Raw genomic sequence first — 14412 nt, 5'->3', positions numbered from 1 at the left:
TATGTCTAAATACGTCACAAAACAGTCCGAACTCAAGCAGGAGTTTGAAAAGAAAAAACCAGCCCTTCTCAAGGAGGACTATTCCGGCAAGGAGTGGTGGGATTTGCCCGTTGAGTTCCGTGACGGGAACTGGTGCTTTGCTGCCAAGCCGGAGATACTCGAAGATCTCGGTTTTGCAAATCCGCGCAAATGGGCGGCAACAGACGAAGACTGGAAATTGCCCATAGGATGGGAGAAGACCGTCAGGGATGGGCTGAAAAGCCGTCTGAAGCGCTTCCGCTCCTTCAAGCTATTTCTTGACACCTGTGTGCGTTGCGGGGCCTGTGCCGACAAGTGCCATTTTTTTCTTGGTACCGGAGATCCCAAAAACATGCCGGTTTTAAGGGCTGAGCTTATTCGTTCGGTCTATCGTAACGATTTTCCGCTGGCCGAGAAAATCCTGAAAGGTTTTTCCGGATCAAGAAAGCTTACGGTTGAGGTGATCAAAGAGTGGCACATGTATTTCAATCAGTGTACCGAGTGCCGCCGTTGTTCTGTTTTTTGCCCCATGGGCATTGATACAGCCGAAATCACGATGATGGGCCGTGAACTTCTGAACCTGATCGGCGTCAACAACAACTGGCTTCTTGCTCCCGTTTCCAATTGCAATCGCACAGGGAACCATCTCGGCATTGAACCGCACACCTTCGTGCAGAATATCAAGTCTCTCGTCGAAGATATCGAGGATCTCACGGGTGTTAAAGTAAACCCCACCTTTAATCGCAAGGGTGCAGAAGTCCTCTTTGTAACACCATCCGGCGATGTTTTCGGCGATCCCGGCGTCTATACCATGATGGGTTACCTGCTTCTTTTTCATCACATCGGGCTCGACTATACCATCAGCACCTACGCATCGGAGGGAGGTAATTTCGGCATGTTTGCCTCCAACGAGATGATGAAAAAGCTGAACGCAAAAATGTACCATGAGGCGAAGCGACTTGGTGTTAAATGGATTCTTGGGGGTGAATGCGGTCACATGTGGCGTGTGGTGCATCAATATATGGGTACCATGAACGGTCCGGCAGATTTTCTCCAGGTGCCGGTTTCGCCAATCACCGGTACAAAATTCCATAATGCTGCAGCGACCAAAATGGTGCATATTGCTGAGTTTACCGCTGACTTGATTCATCATAAAAAACTCAAGCTCGATCCGAAACGTAACGATCATCTTCGCACAACCTTTCATGATTCCTGCAATGTCGCAAGAGGCATGGGTATGTTTGAAGAGCCTCGCTCTGTTCTGCGGAACGTCTGCAATACTTTTCATGAAATGGCTGAAAATACCATCAGGGAACAGACCTTCTGTTGTGGTTCCGGAAGTGGCCTGAATGCAGAAGAGTTCATGGATATCAGGATGCGGGGAGGTTTTCCAAGAGCGAGCGCAGTCAAACAGGTCAAGGAAAAATATAATGTAAACACCCTGGTTACCATCTGTGCCATTGACCGGGCCAGCCTTCCCACACTGATGAAATACTGGAACCCCGGAGTTTCGGTATATGGTCTTCACGAACTGGTAGGCAACGCCCTTGTCATGGAAGGGGAGAAAAAGAGAAGCAGTGACCTGAGGGAGAGTCCTATGGCAGGTTTCGAAGGGGAGGAGGATGATGATGAATAGAGATCAGAGAGTTCTTTTTGCCGTGCTGGCCCTTTTCATTCTTGCGGCACTCTGGATTTTCCGGCCAACCGTAAACGCGGAAAATGTTTCGGTGCACGCCGTTGCATCGGCCCCGATCGACAGTACCGTCTGTATTGCCCCAACGGAGTATATGCGGAACAGTCACATGCAGGTTCTTGACAATTGGCGTCGTACCGGCGCTCGGGATAGTCATCCTTATGTTACCCCCGACGGCAGAAAATTTCAGAAGAGTCTGGATACCTGTCTTGGCTGTCATGGAACAAACCGATATTTTTGCATAAGCTGCCATATGTATGCCGACGCCAAGCCGAATTGCTGGAATTGTCATCAATCCCCTTTAGAAAAACCGTGATGAACGAAGAGAGAAGAGGATTTATCAAGAAAACCGGAGCAGGAATCCTTGCAGGCATTGGAGCTGCTTCAGGTCTTTTTCTGCATATACCGATGGAACAGACGGATGCGTCCGTTTTCTCTGACAGGAAGAGCACCGGCACTACCCGCTGGGGTATGCTGATTGATATGCGAACATGCAGGGAAGGGTGTCAAAAGTGTGTTGATGCCTGCCACAAAAGCCATAATGTCCCCGACTTCGGCCATTCACGGCATGAAATCAAGTGGATAGAGAAAAGCCCGTACAGCACACTCTTTCCAACGGCTCCCCAGGAGTTTGCCGATAAAGAGAGAGGCAACAGAACCATTCCATCGCTTTGCAATCATTGTGCCGAGCCACCCTGTGTCCGTTCATGTCCGACCGAGGCAGTATTCAAACGCAATGATGGTATTGTCGCATTTGATTATCACCGTTGTATTGGTTGCCGTTCCTGTATGGCATCCTGCCCCTATGGAGCTGTCAGCTTTAACTGGAGAGAACCGAGGCCAGCCCTCAAGGCAATCAGTGAGAGTTATCCAACAAGGGAGATGGGGGTTGCCGAAAAGTGCAACTTCTGTTCCGAACGTCTGCTGAAGGGGGCTTTGCCCGCCTGTGTTGAAGCGTGTCCTGAAAAAACACTGATTTTTGGTGACCTTAATGATCCCGAGTCCGGGATTCGCAAGCTTCTTGCAAGCAATCAGACCATGCAAAGAAAACCTGAACTGGGAACACTCCCTTCAGTTTTTTACATCATCTAATGACTTCCCATGATTGAGAAAGCCTTGAAAGGAAACCGACCTTACTGGATATGGATTATCTCCCTTCTGTCGGTTATTGCATTTGGCATCTCCGCCTATGCTCAGCAGATGCGACTCGGTCTTTCTGTAACCGGGCTGGGAGTGGATGCCAGTTTGGGGCTCTCCTTCATGCAATACTCCTTTATGGCGGCCCTCTCAGCCTCCTCTGTTTTGGTGATGCTGCCTTTTTTCCTCCATGATTACAAGCCACTGGGAAAAATTGCGGTCATTGCCCAATTTCTTGCAGTTTCAGCAGCGGCGACCGCCCTCCTTTTTTTGTTTGTTGACATGGGCAAGCCGCATCTTATCTTCGATCTGTTGCGCTATGCAACTCCGCATTCACTCTATTCCTGGGCTTTTCTCCTGTTGAATGCTTTTCTTTTCATCAACCTTGCAAGCAGTTGGGCCACTCTTGGCGCTGAACGAAAGGATGTTCCGGCAGCGACCTGGGTCAAATCCCTCAATTACCTCTCCATTCCTTTTGCAATCAGCATTCCTGTTGTTACGGGACTCTCCTCATCAACGTTTCCGGTTGATTCCGGCACACTTTCGTTACTTGCACCCCGTTTTCTTCTCTCTGCCTTTGCCGCCGGCTCAGCGCTGCTGTTGCTGATTGTGCTGATTCTGAAAAGAACAGCCGCCTTTGATGCGGGAAAGGAGGTAACCAGTCAGCTTGTTCTGTTCCTTGTCTATGCAGGATCGCTCAATTTCCTTTTTTCGGGCATCAATTGTTTTATCTGCACAAGTCAGGCGGCCCCCATTCTCCTCCTCTCACTCCTTTTGGGGATAGCGTCGATTGCGGTATTGCTGGCACCAAAATTGATCAGTTCCACCAATTGGCTTGCTGCCGCCGCTGCGGGAGTGGTGCTGGCCATCTGGATGGAAAAAAGTGTCGCCCTGCTTCATGCGCCAATGGGTGGAATCGCAGCCTATACTCCCACATCAACAGAACTTTCCATCACGCTTGGAGTCTGCTCTTTTGGTCTGCTTCTTTTTACCATGCTTCTCAAGGTGACTGTTTCTGTCAAAGCGGTAAATGAACGATGAACGGGATTTCATCGTTCTCTCTGACTCTTCTCTCTCCAGTCGAAGAAACATAACCTTTCTCCGCAAAGAACATGATGCAGGGCTTGCCCTTGTCAAGCAGGAGTGCAGGCGGGCATCCTGAGGGAGAGTTGTTCGTATCTTTTTTCTCAAGCAGTCAAATATGAGGAACCATGAAAGTTTTTTTGCCGATTAACGTCAGGATTGATGACAAGAAAATTCTTTTTGTGGGAGGCGGTAAAATCGCCATGCACAAAATAAAGACGGTTGAACAGTATTCACGGAACATTACGCTTGTTGCTCCTGAAATTCATGAGGATTTAAAAGGTTCAGGATTTGAAGAGATCTATAAAGAGTATGAAAAATCGGATCTTGCCGGTTTTTTTCTCGTCTATGCATGTACGAACAATCTTGAGTTGAACAGGGTGATCAAGCAGGATGCCGCTGAATGTGGAATTTTGGTCAATGTTGTCGATAACAGGGAGTTGTCTGATTTTATCTCCCCGGCGGTCATTAAAAAAGATGAGATGACCATTGCCATCTCTTCCAATGGAGAAAATGTTAAAAAGTCTGTAGAATGGCGGGAGATCATAAAATCCATGCTGGAACAGGCTCATTTGTAAACAAATCATAATCGACAGAAGGGCGAGGTAATGAAATCAAGAGAAGAGAGCAGTATCACTGTTGCTGAACCTCAAAAAAGAGGGTACGTCTACATCATTGGCGCGGGTCCTGGTGATCCGGAATTACTGACCATAAAGGCTGAGAGAGTTCTCCATACAGCAGATGTCATTCTCTATGATGATCTGGTGAGCATTGAACTTGTCGCCCTGTTTGATGCCCTGAAAATTTACACAGGCAAAAGAAAGGACTGCCATCATTTTGAGCAGGATGCCATTAATGCAGAGATCATTCATCATGCCCTGCAAGGCAAAACAGTCTGCCGATTAAAGGGTGGAGATCCCTTTATTTTTGGTCGTGGAGGCGAAGAGATCGACGTATTAAGGCAACACGGAATAGGCTATGAAATCATTCCCGGTATTACAGCCGCACATGGCGCAAGTGCGTACACTGAAATTCCACTGACCATGAGAAAGGTCTCCTCTTCTGTTGCTTTTTGTACGGGTCACCCGGTCAATAAAATCCAGGTTCCGGATGCTGATACCCTTGTTTACTACATGGTAGCATCGACCGTGCATGATGTGCTTGATGCTGTCGCTGCAAAGGGCCGGAGTGAGGGTACCATGGTTGCCATTGTTCAGAATGCAACACGTTACAACCAGAAAGTTGTTACGGGAACTCTCGGTGAATTGAGAAAAAGTGAGAAGGCGGTTTATTCACCGGCACTGCTTATTGTTGGCGAGACGATCAACCAGTTTGTCCGGGAGAACTGGTTTTCCAAAAAGCAAAAAGTGCTCGTTATGGGCGGGGATTGTGCCATGTATGGGAGTGACGCCTATCTGGTCGTGCATTTTCCATGCAAGCCGGTTGAGGGAGCAGAGAGCATCGGGGAGAGTCCGCTGCTATCCGTTCATCATGGCTTGCAGGATGAGATCCCGGATCTTGACTTCATTGATGAGGTCTACTTTTCCTCAACAGCCTGTGTCCGGGATTTTAAAGAGCATTACCAGAACATGCCGCAAGGGATCAGGGTAACAGCGGCTGATCAGGAAATCTATGCCGAGTACAGGAAGCTGCTCAGTGTCTGAACAGGATCACTCTTGATCCCCTTGACCGAAATTGCTGTCACGACCTCTTAACGTTTATCTCAAAACCGTTTATATGGATAACTTTACCGTCTGGTGGCAGCATTTGCCATCGCAAATGGATCCGGTTCTCTTCTCACTCGGTAATTTCCCTCTTCGCTGGTATGGAATGATGTACATCATTGCTTTTGGCGTTGTTTTTCTGCTTACTCGTTATCGTCTTTCCTCGGAAAAACTCCCTTTTGATCCCCCATTCATCGGCGATGCCCTCACCTGGGCTATGGCCGGTGTCGTTCTCGGTGGCAAGATCGGCTACATTTTGTTTTACGGACTGCACAGCTTTCTTGCCGATCCCGTCGGCACGCTTCTTCCTTTTGCCGCAACTGCCGAGGGTTATCGTTTTACAGGTATAACCGGTATGTCCTATCATGGCGGACTTCTTGGAGTCATGCTCTCCATGTGGTTGTTTGCAAGGTCACAAAAAAGAGCTTTTCTGCAAACGCTCGACCTTTTTATTCCCTCCATTCCGCTTGGTTATACCTTTGGGAGGATCGGAAACTTTATCAACGGTGAACTCTATGGCAGAGTAACGGAGGCAGCCATTGGCATGTATTTCCCCTCTGCACCCACCAGTGAACTTCGCCATCCTTCGCAGCTCTATGAAGCATTTTTTGAGGGAATCCTGCTCTTTGTGCTTCTCTGGACACTCCGAAAAAAATTGCCGTTGCCGGGTTCGCTTTCCGGGATATACCTTTTTGGCTATGGATTTGTTCGCTTTTTTATCGAGTTTTTTCGTGAGCCCGATATTCAGCTCGGCTTCGTTTTTCTCAACTTTTCCATGGGTCAGCTCCTCTGCTGTGTCATGATGATCGCAGGCCTTGCCCTGTTGTTCAAGGTTATCATTTCATCAGGTATTTCGTTATTCGTCAATCGCCGATACTGAAAGAGCACGGGAGCCATGTTCACTGCTGCAGGGTGACAATATTCTTTGGAACGACAGTGATGAGCGGGCTGCCGTTCCTGTTAATGACGAAAAATGTTCTCAGATTGGTGCAAAGAAGAGATCTCTGAAAAAACGATACACAGCGGAAGAGAGAGAACAAAGTCGCCAGCGAGGCCGCGGGCGGGCACTTTTTTATTGCCCAAAATAAATGGTATGTTCTCCACATCTGTAAATCCAGCGCTGATCTGCGGTGCGTGTTGGTGCTCTGTTCAGCTTTTGTTTCGGTCAGCGCCCTTGAGGGTAACATGCGGGTTGCAGTTATGAGTTGCAATATTGTCGGTCACAAATTTTGAATGGAGTTGTGCAGAAAATGAACAAAGTATCCCGCATCCATTGTAAAGCTTTACAAAGCAAGATCATGACGGCGGAAGAGGCCGCAGCCCTTATCTCTTCCGGAGACAACGTTGGTATGAGCGGGTTTACCGGCTCAGGTTATCCCAAGGCGGTGCCTTTAGCGCTCGCCAAACGTATTGAAACGGCCAACAGCGCCGGAGAGAAATTCAGGATCGGAGTTTGGACCGGCGCATCCACCGCACCCGAACTGGATGGAGCGTTGGCCAAGGTAGATGGTGTGGAAATGCGACTTCCTTATCAATCAGACCCTACTTGCCGGAAGCGTATTAATGCCGGAGAGATGGAGTATATCGATATTCACCTCTCTCATGTAGCCCAGTTCGTCTGGTTCGGCTTTCTCGGAAAACTGAATATTGCTGTTGTTGAAGTTGCGGGTATTCTCGAAGATGGGCGCCTCATACCTTCGAGTTCGATTGGTAATAACAAAACCTGGCTGGAACAGGCCGACAAGGTGATCCTTGAAGTGAACTCATGGCAAGACTCTCGTCTGGAGGGAATGCATGACATTTATTATGGTACCAATCTGCCCCCGAATCGTCAACCGATCCCGATGGTACACCCGCATGACCGGATCGGTGACCCCTACCTGCATTGCGATCCTGACAAAGTTATCGCTATCATCGAAACCTATAGTCCTGATCGAAATTCTGATTTCTCGGCACCTGATGAAAAATCTCGCCTGATTGCCGGTCATATCCTCGAATTTCTTGAACATGAGGTGAAGCGTGGACGCCTCCCAAAGAACCTTCTGCCGTTACAGTCGGGTGTTGGCAATATTGCCAATGCTGTCATGGCTGGTCTGAACCATGGGCCGTTTGAGAACATGACCGCTTATACCGAAGTGCTGCAGGATGGTATGCTCGAACTTCTTCATTCCGGCAAGTTAGTTTCTGCTTCAGCGACGGCATTCTCCTTGAGCGATAAGGCTCTGGTACAACTCTACGCCCATCTTGATGAATACAAGGACAAGATTATCCTGCGACCACAGGAGATCAGCAACCATCCTGAAATTATTCGTCGATTGGGGGTCATTGCCATGAACGGTATGATCGAGGCTGATATTTACGGTAATGTCAATTCGACCCATGTGATGGGCAGCGCTATCATGAATGGCATTGGTGGCTCAGGTGATTTTGCACGCAATGCCTATATCTCCATATTCATGACACCATCCCAGGCAAAGGATGGTCAGGTTTCCTGCATTGTGCCCATGGTATCCCACGTCGACCATACGGAACACGATGTTCAGATCCTGGTGACCGAGCAGGGACTTGCTGATCTGCGTGGCCTCTCTCCAACCCAGCGAGCAAAAGTGATTATTGAAAACTGTGCTCACCCGAATTTCAAGCCAGCATTGCGGGACTACCACAAACGCGCACTTGAGCACTCTTTCGGGAAACATACCCCCCATCTGCTTGACGAAGCATTAAGCTGGCATCAGCGATACCTTACTACCGGCCAGATGTAAGGCAAACTGTTTTTTTTGCACGAAGTATACCCTTTGCCGGAGCCGGGCTGATTTTGGCAGAAAGTCCCTTTTTCAGGCATCTTTTTTTTTCGGCACACAACCCCTCCTGCAGTGCAAGCCTGGCAAACCGGGCTTGCACTGACCGTTTCAGGGCATTGAGCAAGCAAAATCAGCGAGAGTCAGCAACGTATTATTCTGAAATAAGTTAGAGATAGGTTACCCGGTAATTACGGTCAGGAGGTGAATTCCTCTGGCCGAAGCTTGACAACCGGCTTTAATTTTTTATATTAATGAGCATATGACAATAATTATAGTGCAACTCTTTTGCGAAGGGTGACTCTGCTGTGGTCACACCAATAACTCATTTTCCGGAAAGGACATTGATTATGTGGAAATTACTTTCTTTGCTCCAGAAACATCTGGTTTGGAGCATTCCTCTCGCCATGCTGGCCGGGCTGTTGTTCGGATTAGCGACCGACGCGGCTTTTCTGCGCTGGACCATTCTTCCGCTTACCTTTCTCATGGTCTATCCTATGATGGTTACGATGAATGTGCGAGAGCTTCTCAATCCTGGCGGCAACAAACTGCAGGGCGTTACGCTTGCTCTCAATTTTCTCGTGATGCCCGCCATTGGTTATGGAATTGGCCTGTTGTTTTTCGCCGATCAGCCCATGGTCAGGCTTGCACTGCTGCTGACATCACTGCTGCCTACCTCCGGCATGACCATCTCCTGGACAGGTTTTGCCAAAGGGAATGTGCCTGCAGCGGTCAAAATGACGGTGATTGGTTTGATCGCAGGTTCTCTGCTTGCGCCGCTCTACCTCAATGTGCTTCTGGGTGCGGTGGTCGAAATCCCGCTGTTACAGGTATTCATGCAAATCGGGTTAATTGTTTTCCTGCCGTTGGTGCTTGGTACCGTTACCCAACGCTGGCTGGTGAAGAGCTATGGAGAGCGGGAGTTTAATCAGCGCTTCAAGCCAAAGTTTCCTCCCTTTTCGACGTTGGGCGTTCTCGGTATTGTGTTTGTATCCATAGCTCTCAAGGCAAAAAGTATCTTTGCGAACCCGGCAATGCTGCCGAATCTGCTTTTACCGCTGGTGTTGCTCTATACGATCAATTTTATCATCAGTACGCTCGTTGGCAAGAGCCTGTTCAAGCGAAGCGATGCCATTGCTTTTGTTTATGGTACTGTTATGAGGAACCTCTCGATTGCGCTTGCGATTGCCCTTGGTGTGTTCCGCGAAAAGGGCGCTGATGCTGCGCTGTTGATTGCATTGGCCTATATCGTTCAAGTGCAGGCTGCGGCATGGTATGTAAAGTTAACCGACCGCCTCTTCGGAGCCCCGCTTTCCAGCCCTGCCATGGCGTCCGAATCTGTCAAAGGAGGCTGAACCGGGCAACGCCATGATTCACCACTCAACTCTCCAAGCCTGTTTTCCGGGGAAAAAATTATTTCAGGTTGGGTATGTTGGGCTGGATGATTGCACAATTCAAACAGTTAATCCGAAGAATTTTATTTATACTGAAGAGAGTCGGCGAGTGCAGCGTTGGCTGACAGGTTCAGTTATTCTCTCTGGAGTGCTGCACGCTTCGGGGGATTTTATCTGGAGGGGATATGGACGAGAACGAGTCAGTGGAGCGGTTGTGGGAATTGGCCGAAGAGACGTATGAAAATGCGAGGGAGAGTCTGAATGAGGCCATTGAAGCTGATTACCAGTTTACTCTTGATGATCTTGACAAAATTATACCTGAAATTGCTAAAAGAGTCTTTATGATGGGCTTCATTACAGGACTGGAGACACAACTTCTGGATGAGGATGAGGAGTAAGTGGATGTTGCTGACCTGTAGTTGAGACTCTTGACAGGAAAGAGCTCTTGTTTTTCTTCGATTGCAACTGATCTGTGTTGCAGGTGCTTGGGTGGCTTATAACACTAAAAGGCGGTTATGAAAGGAATTATTCTCGCAGGGGGCTCTGGCACACGGCTCTATCCCGTCACCAGGGCAGTATCAAAACAGCTTCTTCCTGTTTATGACAAACCGATGATCTATTATCCCCTGACAACACTGATGCTGTCGGGGATAAGGGAAATTCTCATTATCACCACTCCTGAAGACCAGTCGATGTTCATGAAACTGCTTGGAGATGGTCATGAGTGGGGTATTTCGCTCTCCTATATTGTGCAACCCTCTCCTGACGGACTTGCCCAGGCCTTCATTCTTGGTGAGGATTTTATTGGCAGTAATGACGTCGCCCTGATCCTTGGAGACAATATTTTTTTCGGTTATGCTTTCAGTCCCATGCTTGAGGCAGCGGTTCAGAGCGTACAACAAGAGCGAAAGGCAACCATATTCGGTTACTATGTCAGTGACCCGGAGCGTTATGGTGTGGCGGAGCTTGATGCGGAAGGAAATGTGCTCTCTCTGGAGGAAAAGCCGGAGAAGCCGAAATCAAATTATGCCGTTGTCGGACTCTATTTTTATCCGAACAATGTCGTTGAAATTGCAAAACAGGTACGTCCATCAGATCGGGGAGAGCTTGAAATCACCTCGGTCAATGAGGAGTATCTGAGGCGGAAAGAGCTCAAGTGCTCCATGCTGGGACGCGGTTTCGCCTGGCTGGATACCGGCACGCATGAATCTTTCCAGGAGGCAGGGAATTTTATCCAGACCGTTGAAAAACGACAGGGGCTTAAAATTGCCTGTCCGGAAGAGATTGCCTGGCGAAATGGCTGGATAACGGGTGATGAGCTGTTACAGTTATCCGAGCCTCTGATGAAAAGTCATTACGGCCAGTATCTTCGGCAGTTGCTTGTTCAGAAACAGTGAGTTCTTTCTTTGCTCCTATACAGGTTCGTATTTTTCTGCCGTTCATTTGTTATCTGAAAAAAAACAGGACTCTTTTGCCGATACATTTTTTGTGTGATTGCCGGTTCAATTTTTTTTGAAGCGCTTATGCAAGTGATTATAACAGCCATACCAGATGTTCTGATATTTGAACCGAAGGTTTTTGGCGATGATCGGGGCTATTTTTTTGAATCGTTCCGGCAGGATCTTTTTGAGCAGCATGTCGGTCATGTTGCCTTTGTGCAGGATAATGAGTCGAAGTCGGGGTACGGAGTGCTTCGCGGTCTTCATTTTCAGAAACCGCCATTTACGCAGTCCAAGCTTGTTCGTGCCCTTTATGGCAGTGTGCTTGATGTTGCTGTCGATCTGCGTCTTGGTTCCCCCTGGTACGGTCGTCACGTCTCCTGTCTGCTCGATACCGAGCGGAAGCGAATGCTCTGGGTTCCAAAAGGGTTTGCCCACGGCTTTCTTGTGCTCTCCCAAGAGGCGGTTTTTGCCTACAAGTGCGATAACTACTATACGCCATCGCATGATGCCGGTATTCGATGGAACGATCCATCCCTCGCCGTCGACTGGCAGCTTCCGCCGGAAGTGATCAGGGTCTCTGGCAAAGATGCCGAACAGCCTGCCTTCTCCTCAGTTGACACCTTTGCGTATGAAGCGTTCCGGCAGGACAAGCTCTATCCCCGGAAATAGTTTTTGCAGATTCCAGCTTTCTCCGTCAGGGGAGAAGAGATGCTCTTTTCGGAGTCAGTCTGATTTCAGCTTAGCAACCAACAGCTTTTGGTATATTTCCCGGAGCTGGTTATGGAGTATGACCGCTTACTTGTAAATTAAAAATCGTTACAGCATTAAAACAGGGAGGAAAATGGGAAAGAGCTATGAGGTGGGCAGCGGCGATTTTTTTCGTGAAAAGATCATAGCGGCGATTTTTTATGGATTTCGTACCATCAAAGAGCCCGTATCCATAACGGTTCATCCTGACCTCATGATGAGAATAAGGGCTGATTTTAAGGATAAAGTGATTGCGCCGAAAAGTGTTGGCGATACAGAGATGTTTTTCGGGGTGCCGGTTATTGAGGATGCCACAAAAGAGAAGGATCATATCTCTGTGCAGTAAGGCCTGAACGAAACCACACCATTTTCGCTCTTTGTCAGCCATGAAGGTTACGGTTTCAATAGCCGATTTCTTCTGTTTGAATGCGTTCTCAAAGGACATGATAACACGCTTTCGGATCCGTTTCAAAAACCTGTAACCACTTTTAAACCGCTTGCTCATTGTAAAAAAGCACCGGGATATTGAACTGTTTTGATATTGGGGAGTGTTACGTAGTGCCAGAAAGAAAACCCCTGTTTTTTGAAAATTTGACAACCTCCCGCCGGATTAAAAACCATTTTTAATGATCAACAAAAGGCGTTTTTGTGCTGATCGTGACACGCCATGGGTAAACTACCGAATTTTGCTCCAGGAAGCGTCATAACGAACGGATCTCTCCCTGCGAATTGGTAAAAAACTCTTTTTTTGGGGAGAGAACTCAGGCAGCTTTTTTGTAGGGCCCTCGATGTCGCTTCGCATCCTGCTTGTACAAGAGTGCTCCATAACGATGAATGTTGCGAGCCAGCACTGCAAGGGCAACATAGCGATTGAATCCTTTGATGCCATCATCAGGGCATATATCCAAGCCGTGAACCTCAAGTGCGTTGATTGCTGATTCAACTGCCGAATGCTGCCGTCGCAGTCTCCTGAATTCCGGCTCGGATTCATGAGCTTTGTCGATTTTTGAGAGCTTGCCTTTTTTCGGCATAACAACTTTTTCAAGAAGCGCTTTCAGGTCGCGTTGGTTATCCGGGCTATGAAAGCCTTTGTCGTAGCTGATCGATCGCAAGTTTGGAAAACGTTGCTTGGTCTCTTCGATAATGGACACTGCGATGTCGCTATCGACAACTTTTTCCATGACCTGATGATGCAGGATAAAACGATACTGATCTTCGATAATACAGACCCGTAATCCCAACTCAACCGGCACTCCCGCCTTGCCTTTACTGATCCACTCGGTGTGTGGCTGAAAAATTGAAAAGACTTTCTCCGCATGCGGAATAACCTCGTCATTTATCCGACGACGAATTTGCCCCATTTGTACCTCAGCATGAGCAATATAGCCGTTAAGCTGGCTGAGCCGCAACGGATTTAAGCCACCCAGTTCTGCGCCGGTACGCACTGCCCGTTGTAACTGATAATCGACTGCCGCAAGGTAATCGAGGAGTGCTTGCTTTATTTGTTGATCTTTGAGAGCTTTCTTTTCCGGCTTTTTTGATGTCGAGTGCTTGAGCTGTTGCACAATACGACGCATTCTTTTGATATGCCGGATGTTATGATCGTATTGGCGCCATTGACTTAATCCTTCATCAAAAGACCATTTCGCACAGACCTCAATGGCTTTGCGAATGGCATCGAACAACTGGCTTGTATCAGCAGGAAAGTGAACGTTGGTTTCCACCACAAACGAATCACCTCGGGCCATTAAAGGGAAATTTTCTTCCTCTTTTTTTTTACTAACGTATGACCTGCACGGACAATTTCCTGGTTGATTCGATCAAGCAATTCGGGGGTAAACAGTCGGACATTATCTTTGATGGTCTGGAGTTCATAAGATGTTTTATCAGTCCAATCGTTGTGACCAAGCATCTGGCGAAGCGTATCGTGGTGATTGACCAATTCATGAAGCCGATCGTAATCAGCGTTGATTCCCAGTCGAACGACACCCAGTACCAAAATTGCCCATTGCTCCATACCGGGACGCCCTGTGTTTGGGTCAGCTTTTCCTTCTCCTTTTTTCCGTTCAGGACGAACCTCTTCGAGGATGGCAAAAACACGCTTGCGCAACTCCTCGTCGGTGTAGATGCCCTGAAGGCCCCTCAAGATTTTTGGGATATCATCTCGTGATTTCGGATCGAAAACAATGGCAGAAATATCGGTACGACCGAACATCATTTGGTGGTTGATGACGCTACGCATAGTGGATTTCAAAAAACGAAGTTTGGAGTCTGTTTCTCTTTGAGGGCACCCTGCAACACCTTTTCTCTATCAAAAATGCTTCTAATGGGGTATTATTACGCTTTAGCTCAGGGTCCGTCAAATATCTTTGACCA

General features: G+C 48.0%; 15 protein-coding genes. 14 read left to right on the top strand and 1 reads right to left on the bottom strand.

Annotation, left to right across the window (positions count from 1 at the left end; translation table 11 throughout):
* The first annotated feature begins 1 nt into the window (after window position 1).
* The 14 genes from dsrK (at window position 2) to PPHA_RS11360 (ending at window position 12382) form a co-directional block, all read left to right on the top strand.
* Window positions 2-1654, top strand: a complete 1653-nt coding sequence (dsrK, locus tag PPHA_RS11430; RefSeq protein ID WP_012508982.1) for a sulfate reduction electron transfer complex DsrMKJOP subunit DsrK — start codon at window positions 2-4, stop codon at window positions 1652-1654.
* Window positions 1641-2027: a sulfate reduction electron transfer complex DsrMKJOP subunit DsrJ gene (dsrJ, locus tag PPHA_RS11425; protein ID WP_223293908.1), complete on the top strand. Its 387-nt coding sequence runs from the start codon at window positions 1641-1643 to the stop codon at window positions 2025-2027. Before dsrK ends, dsrJ begins: the two co-directional genes overlap by 14 nt.
* Window positions 2027-2803: a sulfate reduction electron transfer complex DsrMKJOP subunit DsrO gene (dsrO, locus tag PPHA_RS11420; RefSeq protein WP_012508980.1), complete on the top strand. Its 777-nt coding sequence runs from the start codon at window positions 2027-2029 to the stop codon at window positions 2801-2803. Before dsrJ ends, dsrO begins: the two co-directional genes overlap by 1 nt.
* A gap of 9 nt (window positions 2804-2812) precedes the next feature.
* Window positions 2813-3889, top strand: coding sequence for an NrfD/PsrC family molybdoenzyme membrane anchor subunit (gene nrfD / locus PPHA_RS11415; RefSeq protein ID WP_012508979.1), 1077 nt, complete (start codon window positions 2813-2815; stop codon window positions 3887-3889).
* Complete coding sequence (locus PPHA_RS16580) at window positions 3879-4010, top strand: hypothetical protein (protein ID WP_012508978.1); 132 nt, start codon at window positions 3879-3881, stop codon at window positions 4008-4010. Before nrfD ends, PPHA_RS16580 begins: the two co-directional genes overlap by 11 nt.
* Window positions 4011-4059: 49 nt before the next feature.
* Window positions 4060-4509 carry a precorrin-2 dehydrogenase/sirohydrochlorin ferrochelatase family protein gene (locus tag PPHA_RS11410; protein ID WP_012508977.1) on the top strand — a complete coding sequence of 150 codons (450 nt, stop codon included), beginning with the start codon at window positions 4060-4062 and terminating at the stop codon, window positions 4507-4509.
* 30 nt (window positions 4510-4539) lie between these two features.
* On the top strand, window positions 4540-5595 hold the full coding sequence (gene cobA, locus PPHA_RS11405; protein ID WP_012508976.1) for a uroporphyrinogen-III C-methyltransferase: 1056 nt from the start codon (window positions 4540-4542) through the stop codon (window positions 5593-5595).
* 73 nt (window positions 5596-5668) lie between these two features.
* Complete coding sequence (gene lgt / locus PPHA_RS11400) at window positions 5669-6535, top strand: prolipoprotein diacylglyceryl transferase (RefSeq protein ID WP_012508975.1); 867 nt, start codon at window positions 5669-5671, stop codon at window positions 6533-6535.
* Window positions 6536-6905: 370 nt separating this feature from the next.
* Window positions 6906-8417: an acetyl-CoA hydrolase/transferase family protein gene (locus PPHA_RS11390; RefSeq protein ID WP_012508974.1), complete on the top strand. Its 1512-nt coding sequence runs from the start codon at window positions 6906-6908 to the stop codon at window positions 8415-8417.
* A 386-nt stretch (window positions 8418-8803) separates the two neighbouring features.
* Window positions 8804-9808, top strand: a complete 1005-nt coding sequence (locus PPHA_RS11380) for an arsenic resistance protein (protein WP_012508973.1) — start codon at window positions 8804-8806, stop codon at window positions 9806-9808.
* A gap of 224 nt (window positions 9809-10032) precedes the next feature.
* Window positions 10033-10245, top strand: a complete 213-nt coding sequence (locus tag PPHA_RS11375; RefSeq protein WP_041526542.1) for a hypothetical protein — start codon at window positions 10033-10035, stop codon at window positions 10243-10245.
* A gap of 117 nt (window positions 10246-10362) precedes the next feature.
* On the top strand, window positions 10363-11244 hold the full coding sequence (gene rfbA, locus PPHA_RS11370; RefSeq protein WP_012508970.1) for a glucose-1-phosphate thymidylyltransferase RfbA: 882 nt from the start codon (window positions 10363-10365) through the stop codon (window positions 11242-11244).
* Window positions 11245-11370: 126 nt separating this feature from the next.
* Entirely contained in the window at window positions 11371-11958 is a 588-nt protein-coding gene (rfbC, locus tag PPHA_RS11365) for a dTDP-4-dehydrorhamnose 3,5-epimerase (protein WP_041526867.1), read from the top strand.
* Window positions 11959-12130: 172 nt separating this feature from the next.
* Window positions 12131-12382: a hypothetical protein gene (locus PPHA_RS11360; protein WP_012508968.1), complete on the top strand. Its 252-nt coding sequence runs from the start codon at window positions 12131-12133 to the stop codon at window positions 12380-12382.
* 415 nt (window positions 12383-12797) lie between these two features.
* Here PPHA_RS11360 and PPHA_RS11355 read toward each other — a convergent pair.
* Window positions 12798-14278 (bottom strand): ISNCY-like element ISPph5 family transposase gene (locus PPHA_RS11355; protein WP_150085532.1). Its coding sequence is split into 2 segments (ribosomal slippage): window positions 12798-13816 and window positions 13816-14278, totalling 1482 coding nucleotides; the frame shifts between segments, so codons are not numbered across the junction.
* Between the last annotated feature and the right edge of the window lie 134 nt (window positions 14279-14412).

Origin of the sequence: Pelodictyon phaeoclathratiforme BU-1 (genome assembly GCF_000020645.1) — a bacterium.
In the GTDB taxonomy this organism is placed as follows: Bacteria; Bacteroidota; Chlorobiia; order Chlorobiales; family Chlorobiaceae; genus Chlorobium; species Chlorobium phaeoclathratiforme.
This window is presented reverse-complemented; position numbering and strand designations above follow the sequence as displayed.

Excerpts from the sequence above, each read along its gene's own strand:
- dsrK (WP_012508982.1), top strand. The coding sequence starts at position 2 with ATGTCTAAATACGTCACAAAACAGTCCGAACTCAAGCAGGAGTTTGAA.
- dsrJ (WP_223293908.1), top strand. The coding sequence starts at position 1,641 with ATGATGATGAATAGAGATCAGAGAGTTCTTTTTGCCGTGCTGGCCCTT.
- dsrO (WP_012508980.1), top strand. The coding sequence starts at position 2,027 with ATGAACGAAGAGAGAAGAGGATTTATCAAGAAAACCGGAGCAGGAATC.
- nrfD (WP_012508979.1), top strand. The coding sequence starts at position 2,813 with ATGATTGAGAAAGCCTTGAAAGGAAACCGACCTTACTGGATATGGATT.
- PPHA_RS16580 (WP_012508978.1), top strand. The coding sequence starts at position 3,879 with ATGAACGATGAACGGGATTTCATCGTTCTCTCTGACTCTTCTCTCTCC.
- PPHA_RS11410 (WP_012508977.1), top strand. The coding sequence starts at position 4,060 with ATGAAAGTTTTTTTGCCGATTAACGTCAGGATTGATGACAAGAAAATT.
- cobA (WP_012508976.1), top strand. The coding sequence starts at position 4,540 with ATGAAATCAAGAGAAGAGAGCAGTATCACTGTTGCTGAACCTCAAAAA.
- lgt (WP_012508975.1), top strand. The coding sequence starts at position 5,669 with ATGGATAACTTTACCGTCTGGTGGCAGCATTTGCCATCGCAAATGGAT.
- PPHA_RS11390 (WP_012508974.1), top strand. The coding sequence starts at position 6,906 with ATGAACAAAGTATCCCGCATCCATTGTAAAGCTTTACAAAGCAAGATC.
- PPHA_RS11380 (WP_012508973.1), top strand. The coding sequence starts at position 8,804 with ATGTGGAAATTACTTTCTTTGCTCCAGAAACATCTGGTTTGGAGCATT.
- PPHA_RS11375 (WP_041526542.1), top strand. The coding sequence starts at position 10,033 with ATGGACGAGAACGAGTCAGTGGAGCGGTTGTGGGAATTGGCCGAAGAG.
- rfbA (WP_012508970.1), top strand. The coding sequence starts at position 10,363 with ATGAAAGGAATTATTCTCGCAGGGGGCTCTGGCACACGGCTCTATCCC.
- rfbC (WP_041526867.1), top strand. The coding sequence starts at position 11,371 with ATGCAAGTGATTATAACAGCCATACCAGATGTTCTGATATTTGAACCG.
- PPHA_RS11360 (WP_012508968.1), top strand. The coding sequence starts at position 12,131 with ATGGGAAAGAGCTATGAGGTGGGCAGCGGCGATTTTTTTCGTGAAAAG.